This is a genomic window from Paenibacillus diazotrophicus, assembly GCF_042610465.1.
On sequence record NZ_JBGJZN010000001.1, the window covers coordinates 1,702,883 to 1,722,889 of the forward strand.

Annotated in this window: 11 protein-coding genes; all 11 read right to left on the reverse strand. The window is 49.7% G+C overall.

Annotation, left to right across the window (positions count from 1 at the left end):
• Positions 1-42: 42 nt before the first annotated feature.
• The gene (locus tag ACAN54_RS07735) at positions 43-906 is read right to left on the reverse strand and encodes an ABC transporter permease (protein WP_379154151.1); all 864 of its coding nucleotides are present in this window, start codon (positions 904-906) and stop codon (positions 43-45) included.
• Positions 907-1,105: 199 nt separating this feature from the next.
• The gene (locus ACAN54_RS07740; RefSeq protein WP_379152689.1) at positions 1,106-4,081 is read right to left on the reverse strand and encodes a glycosyl hydrolase; all 2,976 of its coding nucleotides are present in this window, start codon (positions 4,079-4,081) and stop codon (positions 1,106-1,108) included.
• Positions 4,082-4,244: 163 nt separating this feature from the next.
• Positions 4,245-6,515 carry a hypothetical protein gene (locus ACAN54_RS07745; protein WP_379152691.1) on the reverse strand — a complete coding sequence of 757 codons (2,271 nt, stop codon included), beginning with the start codon at positions 6,513-6,515 and terminating at the stop codon, positions 4,245-4,247.
• 204 nt (positions 6,516-6,719) lie between these two features.
• On the reverse strand, positions 6,720-12,428 hold the full coding sequence (locus ACAN54_RS07750; RefSeq protein ID WP_379152693.1) for a HAMP domain-containing protein: 5,709 nt from the start codon (positions 12,426-12,428) through the stop codon (positions 6,720-6,722).
• Between the two features lie 4 nt (positions 12,429-12,432).
• Positions 12,433-14,085, reverse strand: coding sequence for a response regulator (locus ACAN54_RS07755; protein ID WP_379152695.1), 1,653 nt, complete (start codon positions 14,083-14,085; stop codon positions 12,433-12,435).
• 265 nt (positions 14,086-14,350) lie between these two features.
• Entirely contained in the window at positions 14,351-14,692 is a 342-nt protein-coding gene (locus ACAN54_RS07760) for a DUF1801 domain-containing protein (protein ID WP_379152697.1), read from the reverse strand.
• A gap of 415 nt (positions 14,693-15,107) precedes the next feature.
• On the reverse strand, positions 15,108-15,788 hold the full coding sequence (locus tag ACAN54_RS07765; RefSeq protein WP_379152699.1) for an ABC transporter ATP-binding protein: 681 nt from the start codon (positions 15,786-15,788) through the stop codon (positions 15,108-15,110).
• Entirely contained in the window at positions 15,785-16,903 is a 1,119-nt protein-coding gene (locus tag ACAN54_RS07770) for an ABC transporter permease (protein ID WP_379152702.1), read from the reverse strand. The genes ACAN54_RS07765 and ACAN54_RS07770 overlap by 4 nt, the downstream gene beginning before the upstream one ends.
• A 69-nt stretch (positions 16,904-16,972) precedes the next feature.
• The gene (locus ACAN54_RS07775; RefSeq protein ID WP_489685738.1) at positions 16,973-18,349 is read right to left on the reverse strand and encodes a sensor histidine kinase; all 1,377 of its coding nucleotides are present in this window, start codon (positions 18,347-18,349) and stop codon (positions 16,973-16,975) included.
• Positions 18,346-19,023 (reverse strand): response regulator transcription factor, encoded by a 678-nt coding sequence (locus ACAN54_RS07780; RefSeq protein WP_379152706.1) that lies wholly within the window; start codon positions 19,021-19,023, stop codon positions 18,346-18,348. Before ACAN54_RS07780 ends, ACAN54_RS07775 begins: the two co-directional genes overlap by 4 nt.
• Before the next feature lie 89 nt (positions 19,024-19,112).
• Positions 19,113-19,934: an SDR family oxidoreductase gene (locus ACAN54_RS07785; protein ID WP_379152708.1), complete on the reverse strand. Its 822-nt coding sequence runs from the start codon at positions 19,932-19,934 to the stop codon at positions 19,113-19,115.
• Positions 19,935-20,007: the final 73 nt, after the last annotated feature.

Here is a 20,007-nt window from a genome sequence, read left to right on the forward strand (position 1 = left end):
TCCCCGCCTTCCTTCTCCGAATTTGTTGTAATTCACTTGTGCTCACCATAGACTTGAACCCATTTTTCTCGCTGCCTTGTTCGCTAGGGCAAGAAGTCCGATACTTACGATCGCCTTGAATAGTCCCGCTGCCGCCGCATAAGAGAAACGGTTGTTCAAAATCCCCATGCGGTAGACATACGTATCAATCACGTCGGATACATCACGCAGGATCGGATTGGTAGCTAAGATCAGGATATCTTCGAATCCGGCATTCAAAATGTTGCCCACAGCCAGAATGAGGAAGATAATGATGACCGGCCGGATGCAGGGTAACGTAATCAGCTGGATCTGCTTGAATCTTCCTGCACCATCAATGGAAGCGGCTTCATAGAGATGCGGATCAATTCCGGAAATTGCCGCCAGATAGACGATAGCCGCGAACCCCATCTCCTTCCAGATGCCTGTTCCCACCAGAATCCCCCAGAAATACTCTGGCACCGACAGGAAGCTGATGGGCTCCGTGGTAAGATGGAGATTCATAAGCAGCATGTTAACGCTTCCATTATCGGTCGAAAGCATCGAGCCTACGAACCCGCCTACGATTACCCAGGATAGAAAATGCGGCAGATAGCTGACGGTCTGGATGATCCGCTTGAACAGCATGCGCCGGACCTCATTAAGCATCAGCGCCAGCAGGATCGGAGCCGGAAACCCGATACACAGCTTCAGCAGGCTAATTACTATCGTGTTACGCATTACCGTCCAGAAGTCGGGCGAATTGAAGAAGGCCTCAAAATGCTTCAGCCCTACCCATGGACTATGAAAAAAACCGCCGAACAGCTGATAATCCTGGAACGCCATCAATACCCCATACATGGGCAGATAGCTGAAGACGAAGATAAACAGCATTGCGGGTACAACCATCAGCTGAATATCCCACTGCCTGATCCACCTGCTCCACCAGGATACTGGCTTTCCTTTCGCCCTGGTAATGACCTTTCGTTCGATTTCCACGTTAGTCATCCTTCCTGTTTCTGTGCTCTACACCTTAATCTTATTCAGATCAGGAAGGAGGCACCAGTACCGTGGCCAACGAAATGTGTGGTTCAGCAATGATGATTATTTACAGCTTAATTGCCTTTACATCATCAAAATAGATCGTCCCGCTGCCCTGGGTTCCACTACCCTGAGCTACATAGAAGGCGAACTCTTTAATCGAGCCCAAATCAATAACTCCATTGCCACCAGTAGACCAACCGGGCCTTGCAAAGTCCGTAAAGGGAATCGTTACAAGCCTTGGAGCCGTGCCTTCAATCTTGATACTGGCTTCCCAGACCTCTCCGTTCGTCTCATGAAATTGCACAGCCAACTGGCGGTTCGAGCCATCCGGCTGCAGCCAGAAGCTGATCGCCTCCATACCAGGCCATTCCTTACCCATGCTGCGATAGACACCTGCGTAACCGGGATTGCCGACGGTATAGTCCAGCTTGAGCCCGTAGGTACCACCGTTCAGCTGATACGTATCCAGTGTTACGGTTGCGGCATTGCCGGAGACATTGCGCTGCCATTTGGAACGCAGGCTTGTATTCGAACCACCGTAGGATTCGAAATCATCGATTACATAGAAGTCTACCGGAGGCGGAATAAACGGGCCGTTTCCGGTTTCTCCGTTCTTTAACGCCCGTGGATCGTTATAGAGCGCCTGAATGCCGCTAATCGAATTTTTGTCGGTTAAATATTGGGACCAGGTCATGAAGTACACATATTTTGGCTGTTTATCCCGCAGCATCTGCATATCCGGTAGCTCGCCATTTTCTCCGATGGCAATAGGCCGTCCTCCGCTGAGCTTCAGTAGTTTGTTGTAATAGGTGTCACGGTAATCGTTGTTATAGATGTCCATAGCCAGCACATCCACAGCATCGTGACCGGGATAATAGGGGGTTGAGTCATACGCCCAGGAGCTCTCCGCATTCGGGCTCCACACCCAGATCAGATTATTCAGACCATGCAGATTCGTTAAGCGGTCGTACATATTGTGCCATAGCTGCCTGAACAGCTCAGGTCTTGCGCCCCACCAGAAAAATTCAGCATTCATCTCGTGATACGGCCGCCACAATACCGGAATACCTTCATCCTGCAGCTGCTTCAGATATCCTGCGATCTCATCTACCTGGGCGGCCCACTGATTGTACAGCACAGTGCCCGGAGTGACGATCTCTGTCATTTGGGTTTCTGTCACATCACCCGTCACACTCTCCCAGCCGGAGGTGGCGGGGTCCATGGGCCGGGTCTGGTGATAGGTGAGAGTCACAATGGTTCCGGCGTGGCCTTGACGAATCGCCTCGTCAATCATGGATTGGCGCACTTCGCCCATATCTTCCCCGGTATAATAGGCAAAATCCGAGCCCCATAATGCCGGATAATAACCCGTCAGCTCTGCCGCCTTGTCATACCATTTTGCAGGCTCTTCGTAATAATTGTGTTGGCCCGTAAAGATAGCATTCCCCATCGTAGCATAGAGGCTGTCGAGAAGCGCAGACGCAGCCTCAGATGCATTTGGGTTCACCGGAAACATCCGGGTAGTCGTCAACTGAAGAGTACTTGCAGCGGAAATAGCCGTCCCTTCACTAACTGCTTTAACTTCAATATCATATACACTCTCCGGGGATAAGCCTTCCAGCTTGTAAGCATACATGGATTGTCCGGAAACATAAGGAATTGTCAGGCTGCTCCAGCTGGTGTCAGAGGTTTTTTTATAGAGCAGCTTATACTCTCTCACGCCAAAGGGTCCTGTGGATGATGCCCACTCCAGCTCTGCAGATACCCCGTCTATTGTTCCCGCCTTGAAACCCGCAGGTGCAGTTGGGCTAAGGTCAGTCGGAATTACTGGCATCTTGCCGATAAATACCTGATCCAGATACATATCCCCTCCGCTCCAATTACCAGCCCGGAGCTGCAGGCCAGCCCATCCGTTGCCGGTCTGAATCTGCTGCTCCGAACGGGACCAGGCTGCTGTGGCGTTAGTATAGAGCGGATAAGAATTTACAGAGAACCCTTGATAGACATCCATGGTTACTGTGAAGGTTCCCGGCGGTATCGTATTGAATTTGCTCCAAAAAGAAACCAGATAGGAAGCACTATTGTTCGAGAGTATAATAGGCGTTTTGACAGTAGAGGAATTCATCAGCTTCATCGCATACATTCCTGAATAGGGATCATAAGTTGTCGTTTGTACGGTCCCTGTTCTAATCCAAGGCAGAAGATACCCCGTCTCCAATCCTCCGTTAGGTACCTGATTATATCCCGGTGTAGCCTCCAGTCCCATCACGGCATCAGAGGTGTTGCCCGCTATATCCTTGGCCCTCAGCATAATCGCATACACTGAAAAAGGATCCAGATTATTGAGGGTATACGTGTACTGTGTAACGGATTGCTGATGAGGGATAACCGCGGTATTCCAGTCAGCAGCATCTGTTCTTTTGTAAAAAATCTGGTAGGAATCCACTCCCATATCATCCGTGGACCCCGCCCAGGTTAGCTTCAGTGCTTTGGAGTCATGCTGTGCCTGCCATGCACCAGGAGTTGTGGGGCGTTCGATATCCACATTCTCCCGAATGATACCGTCGTCGATATAATAGTCTTTGCTCGTGGCGTTCCAGAAGGACAAGCGGATATACTGCACACCTGGCCCCGGCGTATACAGGAGCTGCCGGTATTCCCATTCTGTCGAGCCTGAGAAATGAAGCTGCTCCTTCGATTGCTTCGTGCCAAAAATGTCCATATCAATCGTCGCGTTAGTGACACCTGCTGCGGCAAACTTAACCCATAATCCGACCCGGTAGGTTTTACCCTGCTGTACTGCAACTGACGCTGATGCCCCTCCTGTACTTCGCTTGACCCAAAGGCTATTTGAGCCTCCATGCTTCTCGGCGGTTGTCACCACCGGACTTCCCCACTTCTCCCAGAGCGTATCTCCCGCTTCAAACCCGGGATTACCCAGCAGATTCTCGCCAGCCCCCCGCACTGTAGCACTAGGGACGAAAATTAATGCAACTATCAGAACTACGGCCAGCCAACCATGGAACCATTTCCCCCTCATACGTGGTACCACTTCAATCAGGCCCCCACTCACTTATAGCCGGTGGAATTACGACAAGGACGTCGTCCGGCACCTCCAATGTAAGCGTTTTCCATAAAGCTCAACAAGGTACAGCAGCAACGAAAACTATGCTGCAGCAACGATGTCCGGCTTTTGTGCCGAATTATATTTTGTCCATAAGGGGTGTACGATAAGCTCCATTGCCGCAGGATACGCTGAGCACCTGTTTTCCCGCAGCATCAAGAGTGATTCCTTTCCAGCGGACCGCCCCCAGTTCTGTCTGATTCCAAGCCTCCCAGTGACCTCCGCCATCCCGGCTGCAGACCACTTGAGACTCCGTACCATTCATGACCATGGGTTCACAGGCAAGGATTAACAGATCCTCTCCACCGTCTCCACTCCCCACAGTTAGTGCAGATACATTAAAAGCCTGGTCCGCCTCAGCAGGATATAGCTTGCTCCAGGACTGCCCTGCATTGGTAGTAAGCCATAGTCCTTCTGTAATGAAACCGGCATATATCGAATCTGGGTCACTTGGAGAATAGGCTACAGTGTTCAATACCGACACCGGACCTCTCCGCTGAAATGGAAGACCTTTCCCGATCGATTCCCAGGTGTCTCCACCATCCTGTGATTCCCAGATTCCCTCTGTCCATTCACCAACCAGTATCCGGCCCTTTTGTATGGGGCTTGCTGCCAGCAGCTGATTAGCCCCGCAGGCATTTTTGACCTGATAGACCACTACAGACAGCAGGTCGGCTTCAACCCAGTTCTTCAGATGAGGTAATTCTGTCATGTATACGGGAGGACGAAAAGCAGTCTGCTCCCAGGTCACCCCGCCATCCTTGGAACAATAGATTCCGGCTCCCGATGCAATCGGGCCATCGATATAGGCATAACAGGTGCCCGTCTCCACACCGTCCTCCCGCAAAGCCTGCACAAACAGACCCTGTCCCAGCGTGAGCACAGCTGAAGCGGTCGCTCCATTGTCCCGGCTTAATGCAATGCATGCAGTACGCCCATGACCGACAAGTCCGTAGAGATAGTGCTGAGAAGATGTTCGCAGGATTACAGCTGCCGTACTTCCCGAATAACCGGGAATGCCAGGGAGATTCCAAAAGTTTCTGCCTCCATCTACAGTGATCTTGGGCGGGTGGTCAGCCATCGTAACACAGAACTTGCCCGGCTCATGCGGATCGGCGGTAACAGCTTCCATACATGTCGTCTCCAGGCCCTGAAAGTGAGCTGCCTGCCAAGTTCTTCCTCTATCTGCGCTGACGGCAACTCCATACCAGTTGGTCAGATAGAGACGGCCTTCGCAGAAGTAGTCGACAATGATTTTGGAGATCGCCCAGCCTGTCGCCTCTGCCCGCGAACCGCTGTCGAAGTGATCCATATATACAGGGAACCCGCTCAAATCCTGATCCTTATACTGACGGAGGAGCTGCCACTCTTCAGTATCGCCACTGTCCAGACCGGATACATACAACGGAATCGGCGGAACCGTCTTCATATGAGGCCGGACATCCGGGGCCGTATACCACAGGTGCGGATGATGGTTGTCCTGTACAACCGTTCCGTATCTCTGCCTGCCCTGGAGCAGCCCTGTCATGTCAGACTGCCATGTCCCGCCGCCATCGTGGCTCTGCAGGATGCCATTCCATATGCAAGCAGCACGCACCCGCTTGGTGTCACGGCTGTCGAAGGCAAGCTCGGCAAAGCTTGGGCCTTCATGCAGAAGCACCCAAGACTTGCCTTGGTCACTGCTGGCATAGAGCTTACCAGTCTTGCCGCGGGGCAGGTCCTGAAGCAGTCCCAACACTCCGCCCTCCCCTGTCTCCACATAATCCATATTAAGATCTTCATCACTTATGGTTCCTGCATACAGTAATCCAGGTATACCTGGATGGAATACGACACACCCGAACCGTTCCTCCGGCAGCGGAGATGGCTTCCAGGTCTCCCCTTCATCCCGGCTGATCCATAAGCCGCCAGTATAACCACCAGCAATCACAACTTCTGGGTGATAAGGATCTACCGCGATGATTTCACCGTACATCCGGGTAGGACCATTACCGTAAAAGCCCATATCTGTACAAACCTCTCTCCAGGTGTGCCCGCCATCGCCTGATTTGTGAACCGAGCCGTAAAATTGATGGCTGCGAACTTCCCCCGAGCAGCGGAACAATACCTCAGGATGATGCGGACTAATAGCAAAGCTTTGCACCTGGTGGTGATACGCCTTCGAGAGTCCGCCATTTCGGGCTTCCCAGCGGAAGCCGCCGTCGGTGCTGGCGAAGACGCCCGCCACATCGCAACGGGCGTATAGCACTCCGCTTCTAGATGGATGCTGAATCAGCCCTGTAATATAACCGCCCCCGCCCAGTTCAGCCGGTGACCAGATATGCTGTGTTACGAATGGAATCTCTTCCACATCCCATCCTCCTTTCTTACCTGCAACTTAAGCTTACCTTCGAACCATATTTCCGTGCATCCCCGTGAGCAATGAAATCTGCTGCTGAGCAAGGAATATGTGTAGTAATTCCGTTCAAACCCAAAAAGACCCACAAGAAGGGCACTTTTTCTAAGTGTCCCTTCTTATGGGTCTCCATTAAAATTAGAGGTTAGACCGTACGGGTCATTGGTCCAGCCATGTGCGCATCATGGATAACAAATGAGCACTGTTGACCGGTTTGGTGATGTAATCGGAGCAGCCTGCTTCGATGCATAGCTCCCGGTCTCCCTTCATGGCTTTTGCCGTGAGTGCAAGAATCGGAAGGTTCTGGAATTCCGCCTTTTGCCGGATCGCCCGGGTTGTTTCATAACCATCCATTCCTGGCATCATGATATCCATGAGCACGATTTCGATATCCGGAGTCTGTTCCAGGAGATTGATCGCATCCTGGCCGTTCTCCGCAGGAATGACTTTCATATGGTGACGCTCCAAGATCGAGGTAAGGGCAAAAATGTTCCGGATATCATCATCTACAACAAGCACTTTCTTATACTCAATCATTTCATCCGAATGATATAGTTTTACCAGCTTGTCCTTTAAGCCGGACGGCAGGTCCTCGGCCTTGAGGTGCAGGAAGAGGGTAGTTTCGTCAATCAATTGGACATTTGACTTAACCTCCTTGAGAACCGCCATTTTAACGAGCTCATCCCACTCGTTTTCCTCCTCCGCCGTCAACTTCTTGCTCAGACGGGCTACTACGGGTACCCTTTTGTTTTTGGCGTTCTTATACATGTCCCGGATGAGCCTAATGAGATTCATATCCGGCAGGCTATTATCCAGGATTACACAATCGAAATCTTTGGTATTCATCTGGTTCAAAGCTTTGCGCCCTGTGTCTACTGCCGTGAGCTTCAGATCCTGATTGCTTAAAAGTTCAATGATTTGCTTGCGCTCTTGCTCATCATGGACGACCAACAACAGGTTACGCCCTTTTTTGTCAGCAAATTGGTTCAATCGATCCAGTGCATTCTCAAGCTCTTCGTTATTCACCGGTTTCCGGAAATAATCGTGAACCCCCTTCTGCAGCAGAAGCACCTCATCCTCGTCAACAGTCATGACACAAATCGGAATATGCCGCACATCGATATCGTTCTTCAGCTGCTCGAGCACCAACCAACCGTTGCTATCCCCACCCAGATGCAGATCCAGCGTGATAGCGATCGGATGGTACTTATGAACAAGTTCCAGGGCATCATAGCCGCTGGCCGTAATGACACCTTTGAGCCCTCGTTTATGGAGAAGGTCGAGAATAATCTCATTGAACTTTTGATCATCCTCAATAATCAGGAATACACGATCACCCGGCTCGATATTATCCCGGTCGTCAATCAATGCGTCTTCTTCGGGTGTGGCCATGCTGCTTCTGCGTTTTGGAGGGGTGATATCAATCACTTCCGGAACATGTGCCTTCCGGGTCTCCGGCTCTGTGAATTCCGCTTCTGTTGGAAGGTACAGGTTAAATACACTTCCCTTGCCCACTTCACTGTACAGGGTGATTTCTCCCCCAAGCATCTCGGCAATTTCACGTGATATGGCAAGCCCCAAACCGGTTCCGCCATATTCCCGGTTCGTGCTGCCGTCCGCCTGTTGGAAGGCTTCGAATATGATCTGTTGTTTTTCATGAGGGATGCCGATCCCCGTGTCGCTTACGGAGAAGCAAATGACCGTTTTGGCACGATTCAGCGACTCATTGTCCGGGTGCCAGCCTTCGCTTGCTTTGCGGATCTGAAGCATGATCTGACCTTGTTCCGTGAACTTAAAGGCATTGGATAGTAAATTTTTCAGGATTTGCTGAAGTCGTTTGAAGTCCGTTTCAACACTTGCCGGTACACCGGCTTCAAGCTGGATTCGATATTCGAGCTTCTTAGCATCGACCATATGGCGGAAAGTACGGTCTAGACCATCTGTGAGTTCAGCCAAAGAAACCACACTGAAATCAGGTGTAATCGTGCCAGATTCGACTTTCGACAGATCCAGGATATCATTAATAAGGTTAAGTAATTCGAATCCCGAGTCTTGAATAGTCTTTGCGAACTTCACTTGGATATCGTTAAGATTGGCCTCCGGATTCTCGGCAAGCTGTTCAGCCAATAGCAGCAAGGAATTGAGAGGAGTACGAAGTTCGTGCGACATATTGGCCAAGAATTCGGACTTATACTTGGATGTGAGAGCAAGCTGTTCCGCTTTCTCCTCCAGGTATCGTTTGGCCACCTCAACTTCATGGTTCTTGCTCTCCACTTCCGCCTTCTGCAGTACGAGCAGCTTCGCTTTATCCTCGAGTTCATCATTCGTATTCCGCAGCTCCATCTGCTGCTTCTGGAGCTCCTCGGTGAGAGACTGCGATTGAATCAGCAGCTCTTCCGTACGTTGGTTCGCTTGCATCGTGTTAATTACAATTCCAATAGACTCGGTAAGCTGATCCAGGAATGCAATATCTATATCACTGTATGGCCGGAAGGTTGCCAGTTCAAGAATCGCAAGTACCTGATCTTCAAAGATAATCGGCAGCAAAATAATGTTGAGCGGTGTAGCTTCTCCTAGAGCGGAGGATATCACAACGTAGTCACCTGGAACATTGGTAAGCAGAATCCGCTGTTTCTCAATGAGACATTGACCTACCAATCCTTGCCCGGCCCGGAATTCGTTCGCTAAATGTTTGCGGCTCTGGTAAGCATAGCTGGCAAACAGCTTCAGCACCGGTTCGCCGCCAGACGGTTCATTGATATAGAAAACACCGTGCTGCATGGAGACAAGCGGAGCCAGTTCGGACAGAATCATACGGCTTACCGCATACAAATCTCTTTGTCCTTGCAGCAGTCGTGAGAATTTGGCGAGATTGGTTTTGAGCCAGTCCTGCTCCGTATTGATTCGGGTCGTCTCCTTCAGATTCCGGATCATTTCGTTAATGTTGTCTTTAAGCGTCGCGACTTCTCCGGATGCAGATACGTCAATAGCACGCGACAGATCGCCATTCGTTACCGCTGTTGCGACGTTAGTGATGGCACGTACCTGAGTGGTCAGTGTACTCGCCATATAGTTAACGTTGTCGGTCAGATCGCGCCAGGTACCGGCTGCTCCAGGGACATTCGCTTGTCCGCCCAGCTTCCCTTCTGCACCTACTTCACGCGCCACAGTAGTAACCTGATCTGCAAAGGTAGCCAGAGTATCGATCATATTATTGATGGTATCCGTCAGTTCGGCGATTTCGCCTTTTGCTTCTACGGTCAGCTTCTGCTTCAGGTTACCGTTCGCAACCGCAGTTACGACCTTAGCAATTCCGCGCACCTGATCCGTAAGGTTGGTCGCCATAATATTAACGTTATCTGTGAGGTCTTTCCAGATCCCTCCGACACCTCGCACCTGGGCTTGTCCGCCCAGCTTCCCGTCTGTACCTACTTCTCGCGCCACCCGCGTTACTTCGGAGGCGAAGGAATTCAGTTGATCCACCATCGTGTTGATCGTGTTCTTCAGTTCCAACAGTTCGCCTTTTACGTCTACAGTGATTTTCTTGGACAGGTCTCCGTTCGCTACTGCTGTTGTAACCCCAGCAATGTTACGCATCTGGATGGTCAGGTTACTGGCCATGTAGTTGACCGTATCCGTCAAGTCTTTCCACGTGCCGGATACATCTTTGACTTCAGCCTGGGCGCCCAGTTTTCCATCAGTACCTACCTCACGCGCTACCCTGGTAACCTCGGAAGCAAAGGTGGAGAGCTGATCCACCATGGTATTGATCGTATTCTTGAGCTCCAGAATCTCACCCTTTACGTCTACAGTGATTTTCTTAGACAGATCGCCCTTAGCTACCGCCGTCGTGACGTCTGCAATGTTCCGCACCTGGTCCGTCAGATTCCGGGCCATGTTATTAACGCCTTCCGTCAAGTCTTTCCAGGTCCCGCCGACTCCTTTAACCTGAGCTTGACCGCCCAATTTCCCGTCCGTACCCACCTCACGTGCCACCCGCGTAACCTCTGAGGAGAACATCGAAAGCTGGTCCACCATCGTATTGATTGTATTTTTGAGCTCCAGAATTTCTCCTTGCACATCTGCCGTGATCTTCTTAGACAGATCACCGTTCGCCACCGCAGTGGTCACGACCGCGATGTTGCGCACCTGGTTGGTCAAGTTGGAAGCCATATAGTTAACACTCTCGGTCAAATCCCGCCAGGTTCCCGCAACGCCTTTAACTTGGGCTTGTCCGCCCAGCATGCCTTCGGTACCTACTTCCCGCGCCACCCGCGTAACCTCTGAAGCAAAGGTTGAGAGTTGCTCTACCATTGTGTTAATGGTGTTCTTAAGCTCCAGTATCTCGCCTGTCGCATTCACCGTAATCTGTTTGGACAGGTCGCCTTTTGCCACCGCTGTGGTCACTTCAGCAATATTGCGCACCTGATCAGTCAACGTGCCGGCCATAAAGTTAACGCTGTCTGTCAAGTCCTTCCACGTGCCTGATACCCCTTTAACATCTGCTTGACCGCCCAGAATTCCTTCTGTGGAAACCTCCCGCGCTACACGGGTAACCTCGGAGGCAAAGTTGCTGAGCTGATCCACCATGATGTTGATCGTGCTTTTTAATTGGAGGATCTCGCCTTTAGCATCTACGGTAATCGTCTTCGATAAGTCCCCCTTAGCAACAGCGGTCGTCACCTCTGCGATGTTACGCACCTGGTTAGTAAGGTTAGAAGCCATGTAGTTAACACTTTCAGTCAAATCGCGCCAGGTTCCGGATACGCCTTTTACATCCGCCTGCCCGCCGAGTATCCCTTCCGTACCGACTTCGCGCGCCATCCGGGTAACCTCGGAAGCAAAGGTCGACAATTGATCCACCATCGTGTTGATTGTATTCTTGAGTTCCAGGATTTCTCCTTGAACATCCGCTGTAATTTTCTTCGATAGATCGCCATTTGCAACCGCAGTGGTTACAACAGCAATATTACGCACTTGGTTGGTCAGGTTGGAGGCCATGTAGTTAACACTTTCGGTCAAATCCCGCCAAGTCCCCGATACATCCTTAACGTCTGCCTGCCCACCTAGTTTGCCTTCTGTACCCACCTCGCGCGCCACACGGGTCACCTCGGAAGAGAACATCGAGAGCTGGTCCACCATGGTGTTGATCGTATTTTTGAGCTCAAGGATTTCCCCCCGTGCATTTACCGTAATTTGCTTCGACAGATCCCCGTTGGCCACGGCAGTAGTTACAGCCGCGATGTTACGCACTTGATCCGTAAGATTTGTGGCCATGTAATTTACACTATCTGTAAGATCCTTCCATGTTCCAGATACACCTTTGACGTCTGCCTGTCCGCCTAAGATCCCCTCCGTACCCACCTCGCGCGCCACACGGGTAACCTCCGAAGCAAAGGTACTGAGCTGGTTCACCATCATATTAATATTACTTGCCGTTCTCTGGAACTCACCGGTGAGCGGTCTTCCTTCGATTTCCAGTTCCACCTTTTGGGACAGATCGCCTTTGGCCACTGCGTTAATTACCCGAACCATCTCGCTTGTAGGTTGAATCAGATCAATGACCAGTCCGTTGAGCGAATCCGTGATCGTCTCCCATGATCCGCCCAGATTTTTCTGTACAAACCTTTTCGACAGATTGCCTTCTTTACCGACAACCTTGGCTACAGTCTGTACTTCATATACCAGTCCTTCCTGAATGTCCATGATCTCATTAAACGTATCCGCTACCTTACCCGCAATACCTGTGCGGTCATAGGGCATTCTATAGGAAAAGTTGCCTTTTTTCATTGCCATCAAGGCATTGAGCAGTTCACCGGCATCTATTTGATCATCGTTTTTTTCACTAAATTGATTTTGATCCTTCATATTCTCAACCCTGCCCCTTTTGCATCATATATTTTAGAATAACCTGCTTGATATCATTCAACCGAATGGGCTTGGTGATAAAATCGTCCATACCCGAGGACAAGCACCACCGCATCGTTTCCTTGGAAATGTCCGCTGTCATGCCAATGGTCACAGGATGCTTATTCATAACATTCGTAATCATTTCCTTTTCAGTCCCGGAATCTACATTCATTGGTATTCGCGTGTCAAGGAAAAGCAGATCGTAAGCCATTTGCCCGGCAGCTTCCTGCAGCTCTGTGCTGTTCTCTGCCAAATCGGCGGTGAAGCCGAGTGTCCGCAGCATTTGTATCATGAGCCTCCCGCTTACGTGATCTCCCTCTGCGACTAATATACGAATCGGTGCTGCAGGATCACAGATAATCATAATATCCTTTTCCTCCGGCTTTTGAAACGGATCGTCCGATGCAGGAGCGGCAGGATATGGGCTCAGACATGGCTTGACAACAATTGTGAAAATGAATGTTGCCCCGGGATCGTTCGAGGGTTCTACCCAAATCGTGCCGCCCATGAGCTCGACCAGAGCTTTACTAATGGATAATCCGAGCCCTGTACCGCCGAACTTGCGTGTGGTTGAGGCATCGAGCTGGGAGAATGGCTGGAACATTTCGTTTATCTTATCCTGAGGGATACCGATCCCGGTATCTTTGATCATAAATTCAAGCGTAAGCGAATTCTCCGTCTCCGCTAGCTTGTTAACCATTATGTATACACTGCCTTCAGGCGTAAATTTCACGGCATTGCCTACAAGATTATTCAATACCTGACGCAGGCGGTTCATATCGCCTTTGATACAGGACGGCAACATAGGATCAACCATCACTGCCATTTCCAGATGCCGTTCTCTAGTCTGGGCCGTAAACAAATCAATAGTCTCATTCAAGCATTGCTGAAGGGAGAACGGTTCCTCCTCCAGTTCCATCTTTCCCGATTCGATTTTGGAAAAATCAAGAATATGGTTGATTACAGATAGCAGTGCATTGCCGCTTTTGTGGATAATTCCTGCCATCTCCGTGTATTCTTCAGGTAAATCGGAGGCAAGAAGCAGATCAGACATACCAATGATTCCATTTAGAGGTGTCCGGATTTCATGACTCATCATGGCCAGAAATTCCGATTTCACTCGGGAGGCAATTTCAGCCGATTCCTTGGCCTTACTGAGCGCTTGATTGGTTTTCTCCATTTGTCTCGTTTGTTTCTTCAACATTTCGCTTTGAATCTGAAGGGTTTGGTTGGCTTCGTACATATTGACGTAACCCTCAATTTTGGATTTGAAGATTTGCGGGACAAAGGGTTTCGTCATATAATCCATTGCACCGGCGGAATACCCTGCGAAAATATGCTCCATAGTATTGCTGGTGGCAGTCAGGAAGATGATCGGCACGTATTTGGTTTTTTCCCGGGTACGGATGATTCTGGCTGTCTCAAAACCGTCCATTTCCGGCATTTGCACATCCATTACAATCACCGCAAACTCCTCTTCCAATAAACAGCGCAGAGCTTCCATCCCGGAATACGCCCGAACCAGACGATAAGGCTCATCGCTAAGAACTGCTTCAATGGCAATCAGATTTTCCGGGTGATCATCTACGAGCAGGATATTGATTGGAAAATCCATGACGCCCCTCACCTTTCAACTTGTTACATGTTGACGTTTATATTTCAAAAACATAGCTTATATACCCAAATCTTCAAATGATGAAACTTCTGTTTATCAATGGTCTTCCTTATATCAAGATTCCTCCATGCGCCACTGCCATAAGATTTGACCATACACGCTGCATTAAGCGCATCAACCTCCTTGTGGTCTTTCGAATTTACCATGAACATGGATATTCTTCTTTTCAAAATATAAAACCGCCCATTTAAGGGCGGCGTTTGACTTATAGGGTACTGGAGGCTTGTTTTATTAAATGGGTGAGCATGACGTCATCCACTTGCTGGCCGCTGCGGAACTTGATCGTCTTCCGTTCTGGAGGGCCTTCGAACATTCCTTCAGGGAGTTCCAGTTCGGTCGCATTGAAGATCGTGAAGCTTACAGCGTCCTTCGAATTCGAGATCACTGCTGCATATTTTTTGTTTTTTAGAAAATGAGGTTTGTTGTATTGTATACGCTCTTGAACGTCTGGAATAGCGTTGTGGACGATTTGGCGCAATTCCTTGCACAGCTGAACTTGCCAAAGCTCTTTGACTTTCTCAATAAAATCGGTAACTTCTTGGCTCATTTGTACTTCCCCTCTCGTATCTTGTTTTATTCTACGGCGCAATCGGAAGCGCGCGTCAAGAGTAATTCTCGTTCCTTTTCGTTGTGACTTGGCATGACGCCAGCCTCAGAATCAGTTGTTAATTAGACGATCCTCATGAATCTCATCGTGAATCTCCTCCTTAAGTGATTTCCCTTTATATAAGCAACGAACGAGAGACAACGAAATCGACCAGACAAGAAAATTTTTCTAAATTCTTTTTTCAACACGTGGCAATGGTTTTCCTCTTCGCCCAAGGTTCAAAATTAAAATTCTTTCATATAAAGTATTAAAATTGCAAATAAAAAAGAAGGGCTAGATTTATCAGCCCTTCCTCATGAAACCAGTTTTTGCGCTAGGATGTGTTATCCTAGTTGCTCTGGAGTACCGAACTTTCCTACTGTTCAACCAGCACGCCATCCTGTAAAAGATACACCCGGTTACACCACTCCAGCATCCGCTCGTCATGAGTCACCATGACAGCCGCTTTGCCTTCGCTTGTCACCTCATCCGCAATCATACGGACCACCTCGTGCCCGCGGCTGAAATCCAGGCTTGCCGTCGGCTCGTCGGCAAACAGAATGGCCGGCTTGTTCATCCAGGCTCTGGCTATCGCCACGCGCTGCTTCTCCCCGCCGGAGAGCTGCCCGGGATAATGATTCCGGCGCTCCCAGATTTCCAGCCGCTTCAGCAGATAGGCCGAACGTTCTTTAGCTTCCTTGCTGCTCAGCTTTGCAAGTTTAGCCACATACAACAGCTGTTCTTCCACTTTCAGGTAGGGCAGCAACTGGGCACTTTGGAACATAAAACCGACCTTTTGCAATCGAAGCTCGGTTAGCTCTCTTTTATCCTTGTTGCCCAGCGGTTCACCATCAATGAAGATTTCACCGCTAGTCGGAGTCAGAAGCGCACCGGCTGCGGAGAGAAAAGTGCTTTTACCAGAACCGGAGGGCCCTAGCACTGCCACAAATTCGCCTTCGTTCACCGTAAAATCAAGATGATTCAATACAGTCATAGCTCTATCACCGTCGCCGTACGTCTGCGTCACTTGCTTCATCATTAACTTAGCAGCACTCATGCTCCAGTCCTCCCTATCGCTTCTAAGGCGTCTACTTTTGCCACTCTGGCTACCGAGATCAGCGAGCCTAACAGTGACATCCCGACGAACAGTACACAGGTCAAGAGGATCGTCTTGCCTTCCAATTGGAACGGCATCGTATCCGGCAGGCCCATATTCATACCAAAGGTCAGCAACAGGCTTACTGCAAGACTGGCTACCGAGAGTATCAACACCTGACCGACCACACTCCAGGCCAAGTAGGACATCTTAGTACCCATCGCTTTCAGAATGCCGAACTGGCTGGTCTTCTGGATCGTAATCACATAGAAGAATACAGCAAGTACAAATGCTGCAATGACGAACAGGAACACGATCATCATCAGCAGTGAGTTCTGTTCGGCAGAGTATCCAGGAATGCTGGCGATTGCCTGTTTTTGCGTAATAACCTCGACATTGTCCAGTTTGTCCGTGATCTGAGAAGCTTGACTAGAGGTTGCCTGTAGCGCTATGACATTATAAGGAACAGAGTCTGCATCTATGCCGCTCTGGCCCGAGCCCTGTCTTATAGCATTCCAGTCCAGATTGTTAATGTAGACAACTGGAGTATGGCTGTAAGAGCTGTCTTTTACAAAACCTGCTACCTTGAAGGTCAGCCCGGAGGCCTGATCTTTGATTGAACTGCCGATCGTAACCCCTGAATCTGCAAGCTTCGAATCTGCAAGCACTTTGCCCTGTGTTTCATTGGTAATGCCGGACCCTTGAACCGCCTTGGGTGCCAGCATACCATCCATATCAACTGCAAAAAAGGTAATGTCCGCTTTTATATCCGCCTCTGCAGCAGTAATTGTGCTCATCTGCACCGCTAGTGGAGAAGCATTCTGCTCTCCGGCAACCGAACGTGCGGCAGCAAGCTCGCCTTCACCCAATTGGGAACGTCTGAAGGTATGATCGGCGTCCTTTTGTACCACAAAGTAATTGGCGGACATGTTCTCTACAGCGGATATATTAGCATAAGCCAATCCCCGCGCAAGCCCGGTCACGAACAGGACCAGAAATGAGACCAGGAGCATAATGACCATTATGAGACTGTAGCGTGCTTTGGAGTGCCTCATCTCCCTTAATGCCAAAAACATGTAACCACTCCTTCTAATCTGTATAGACACAGTCTAGAAGATGAAAATGAACGGAGTATGAATAGAGAATTACAAAAGCGGCAGTACAACTGTAAAAACAGTTCCTTTTCCAAGCTGGCTCTCCGCTTCAATGGTACCGCCGTGGACTTCGATTATTTTCCGCGCAATGGATAATCCAAGACCGGTGCTGTTGCTCCCCCGGGTACGCGCCCGGTCTACTTTATAGAAGCGGTCAAATATCATCGGCAGCTGATCCTCAGGAATGCCTAAGCCATTATCCGCAACAGATAGGACACAGCTGTGATGTGAGATTTCCGCCGAGATCGTGATAGATCCGCCAACTTGGGTATATTTTATCGCGTTAGACAACAGATTCATCCATACCTGGTATAGCAGATTGGAATCGCCCTGAAGATTGATATCCGGCACATGCAGCCGCACCGCAAGCTCCTTCTCCGTCAGTTGCCACTCCATAATCTGCACAACCTGGCGCAGCTGTGCCCGCAGATCTATGCTTTTCTTCTCCAGCGTATATCCGTCATAATCCAGTGAAGACAAGGTGAGCAGCTGTTTACTGAGCATAGACAGCCTACGGCTCTCCTCATCAATGATGGACAGATACTCTAACCGCTGCTGGTCGGGGAGAGTGCCATCTTTAAGAGCATGGGCGAAGCCCTGGATAGAAGTCAGCGGAGATTCGATCTCATGCGATACGTTGGCGACAAATTCCTGTCGTGCCTGATTCGTCCGCTCCAGCTCCCGGCTCATGACCATGAAGTGGGATGCCAGCTGACCAATCTCATCGCGCCGTGCCGTATAGAGCTTAATATCATATCTGCCCTTGGAGATTTTTTTGGTAGCCTCCGTGAGCCGGGTGATGGGCCTTACCACATGAAAAACAGAGATCAGAACAAACCATAGACTGAAAAGAATCGTTACTGCAATGAGCACGGCAAAAAAAATCCGCAGCTCACCGAACTGTACCTCGGCATCCGGACGCATAAACAGCGCATAGGGCTGGCCGTGAACATATATGGGAACACCTATCGAATTGCTGAGCTGATTATCAAAAAATCCGGTAACGAACAACTGACTGGGAAAGTCAGACACCCCATGATAGATGCCTCCGGCCAGCACTTTTTGCAAATCATCTTCCTTCAGATCATTTTTGCGGAAAGGCAGCCCATAGAATCGTTCATCCCCCTGTTCGCCCCGTAGATACATCTTGTATCCCAGGGAAGCGGTGCTGAGCAGATATTCCTCCACGGCATCCGGATGATCTTCAATAAAAGACTGCAGGCCAATAGCCATTTTGGTAAGCTTGGCGTCATTCTGCGGTTTTACTTTGACCTGATAATAGGCGTTGGATATGAGAAATCCCAGCACGCTGCTGATCACAATTACCGAACAGAATAATATACTCATTCTTATATACAGCGATTTCATGGATTCACCATTTCTACTTTGTAGCCGATACCACGGACCGTTCGGATGGAAAAGTCATTTTTGTATCCGCTGAACCGGTCACGCAGGCGTTTGATATGCACATCCACCGTCCGCTCATCCCCTTCATAATCCGCCCCCCACACCAGCTCAATCAGCTCGCTGCGCGAAAACAGCCGGCCGGGATATTGCGCAAGCTGGGCAAGCAGTTCAAACTCCTTCACCGGCAGCAAAAGCACATCATTTCCGTCGCTGATCTCGTAATTCTTACGGTCAATTACCAGAGAATTCAGCCGGATCTTGTCGCTTGCAGCCACCGAGTAACGGCGAAACAGGGCTTTGATCCGGAACAAAAGCTCTTCCGGTTCAAACGGCTTGGTCACATAGTCATCGGTTCCGCGCATGTACCCCTGCTCCTTGTCGCTAAGCTGTTGGCGTGCGGTAAGCAAGATCACCGGAATATCATAAGTCTCCCGGATGTACTCACACAGCTCAAGCCCGTCCATATATGGCATCATTACATCCACTACTGCCAGATCTACAGTATTGACCTTCATCAGGCCCATTGCCTCGCGTCCGTCAGCAGCTTCCTGCACTTGGTACCCTTCTCTTGTCAGGACATGCCGCAGCAATGTGCGGATATTCACATCATCATCAGCCACTAATATTCTCTTCATCACTATCACTCCCCGGGTATCCCATCATGCTGTCATCATAGTAGCAACATTAAGGAATTAAGACAACTTCAACGAGGGCAGGACTATAATCACACATTATCCAGATTCAAAAACAGCTTAATGCTCTCCTTTAGTGAAGCGGCAGGCCGGCCCATCAGTTGCTCCAGATCCTTTGAGGTAGATATGGTGTTGATACTGCTTAGAAAATGGTAAATCCAGTGCTGTACAGACACATCTTCGGTGTGAGCTACTGGCTTGCCTGCAAGTTCAGTAAGTACCTCTGCCAGATCAGCGAAAGACCATGTGCGCGGCGCAGCCAGCTCATACACCCGATGCTCATGTCCAGTTCCGGCAAGAACCTTTGCCGTTGCCAGTGCAAGGTCACCCCGCGTTACAGCATTGAACCTCCAATCACCTGGCCGGGTCTGCAGAATACCAGTGCGGATCGCCTCATTCAGTCCGAGCACTCCTACAAAATCAATGTACAACCCGTTGCGTAAAATTGTGTACTCCATCCCCGAATCCAATATCGCCTGTTCAGTGAGCGCATGAATATTGCCTGAATATATATTATTTGCCTGCGGAAAAGCAAAACTGGTATAGACAATATGCGCAACTCCGGCTGTCCTAGCCGCATCAATTACACGCCTGTGCCCAGTCAGACGGACTGCATCATCTGTGTTCGAGCTGGAGATCAACAGCAGCTTGGACACTCCAGCCAAAGCGGTTTGCAGTGTTTCCGGCCGATCGTAATCGGTGCATCGGACTTCTACCCCACGATCCGCAAAGTGTGCGGCTGCATCCAAATTCCGTGCTCCTGCAATGATTTCACAGGCTGAGAGATGGGTTAGCAGATTCTCTATAATCTGACTGCCTAGTTGGCCAGTAGCTCCAGTAATCAGTGTTGTCATCTTCATTCCTCCTCTAAAATGCATAATGTATATCACGATAATAGTTAAGCCCTTAACTAAATGAGTGAAGCAT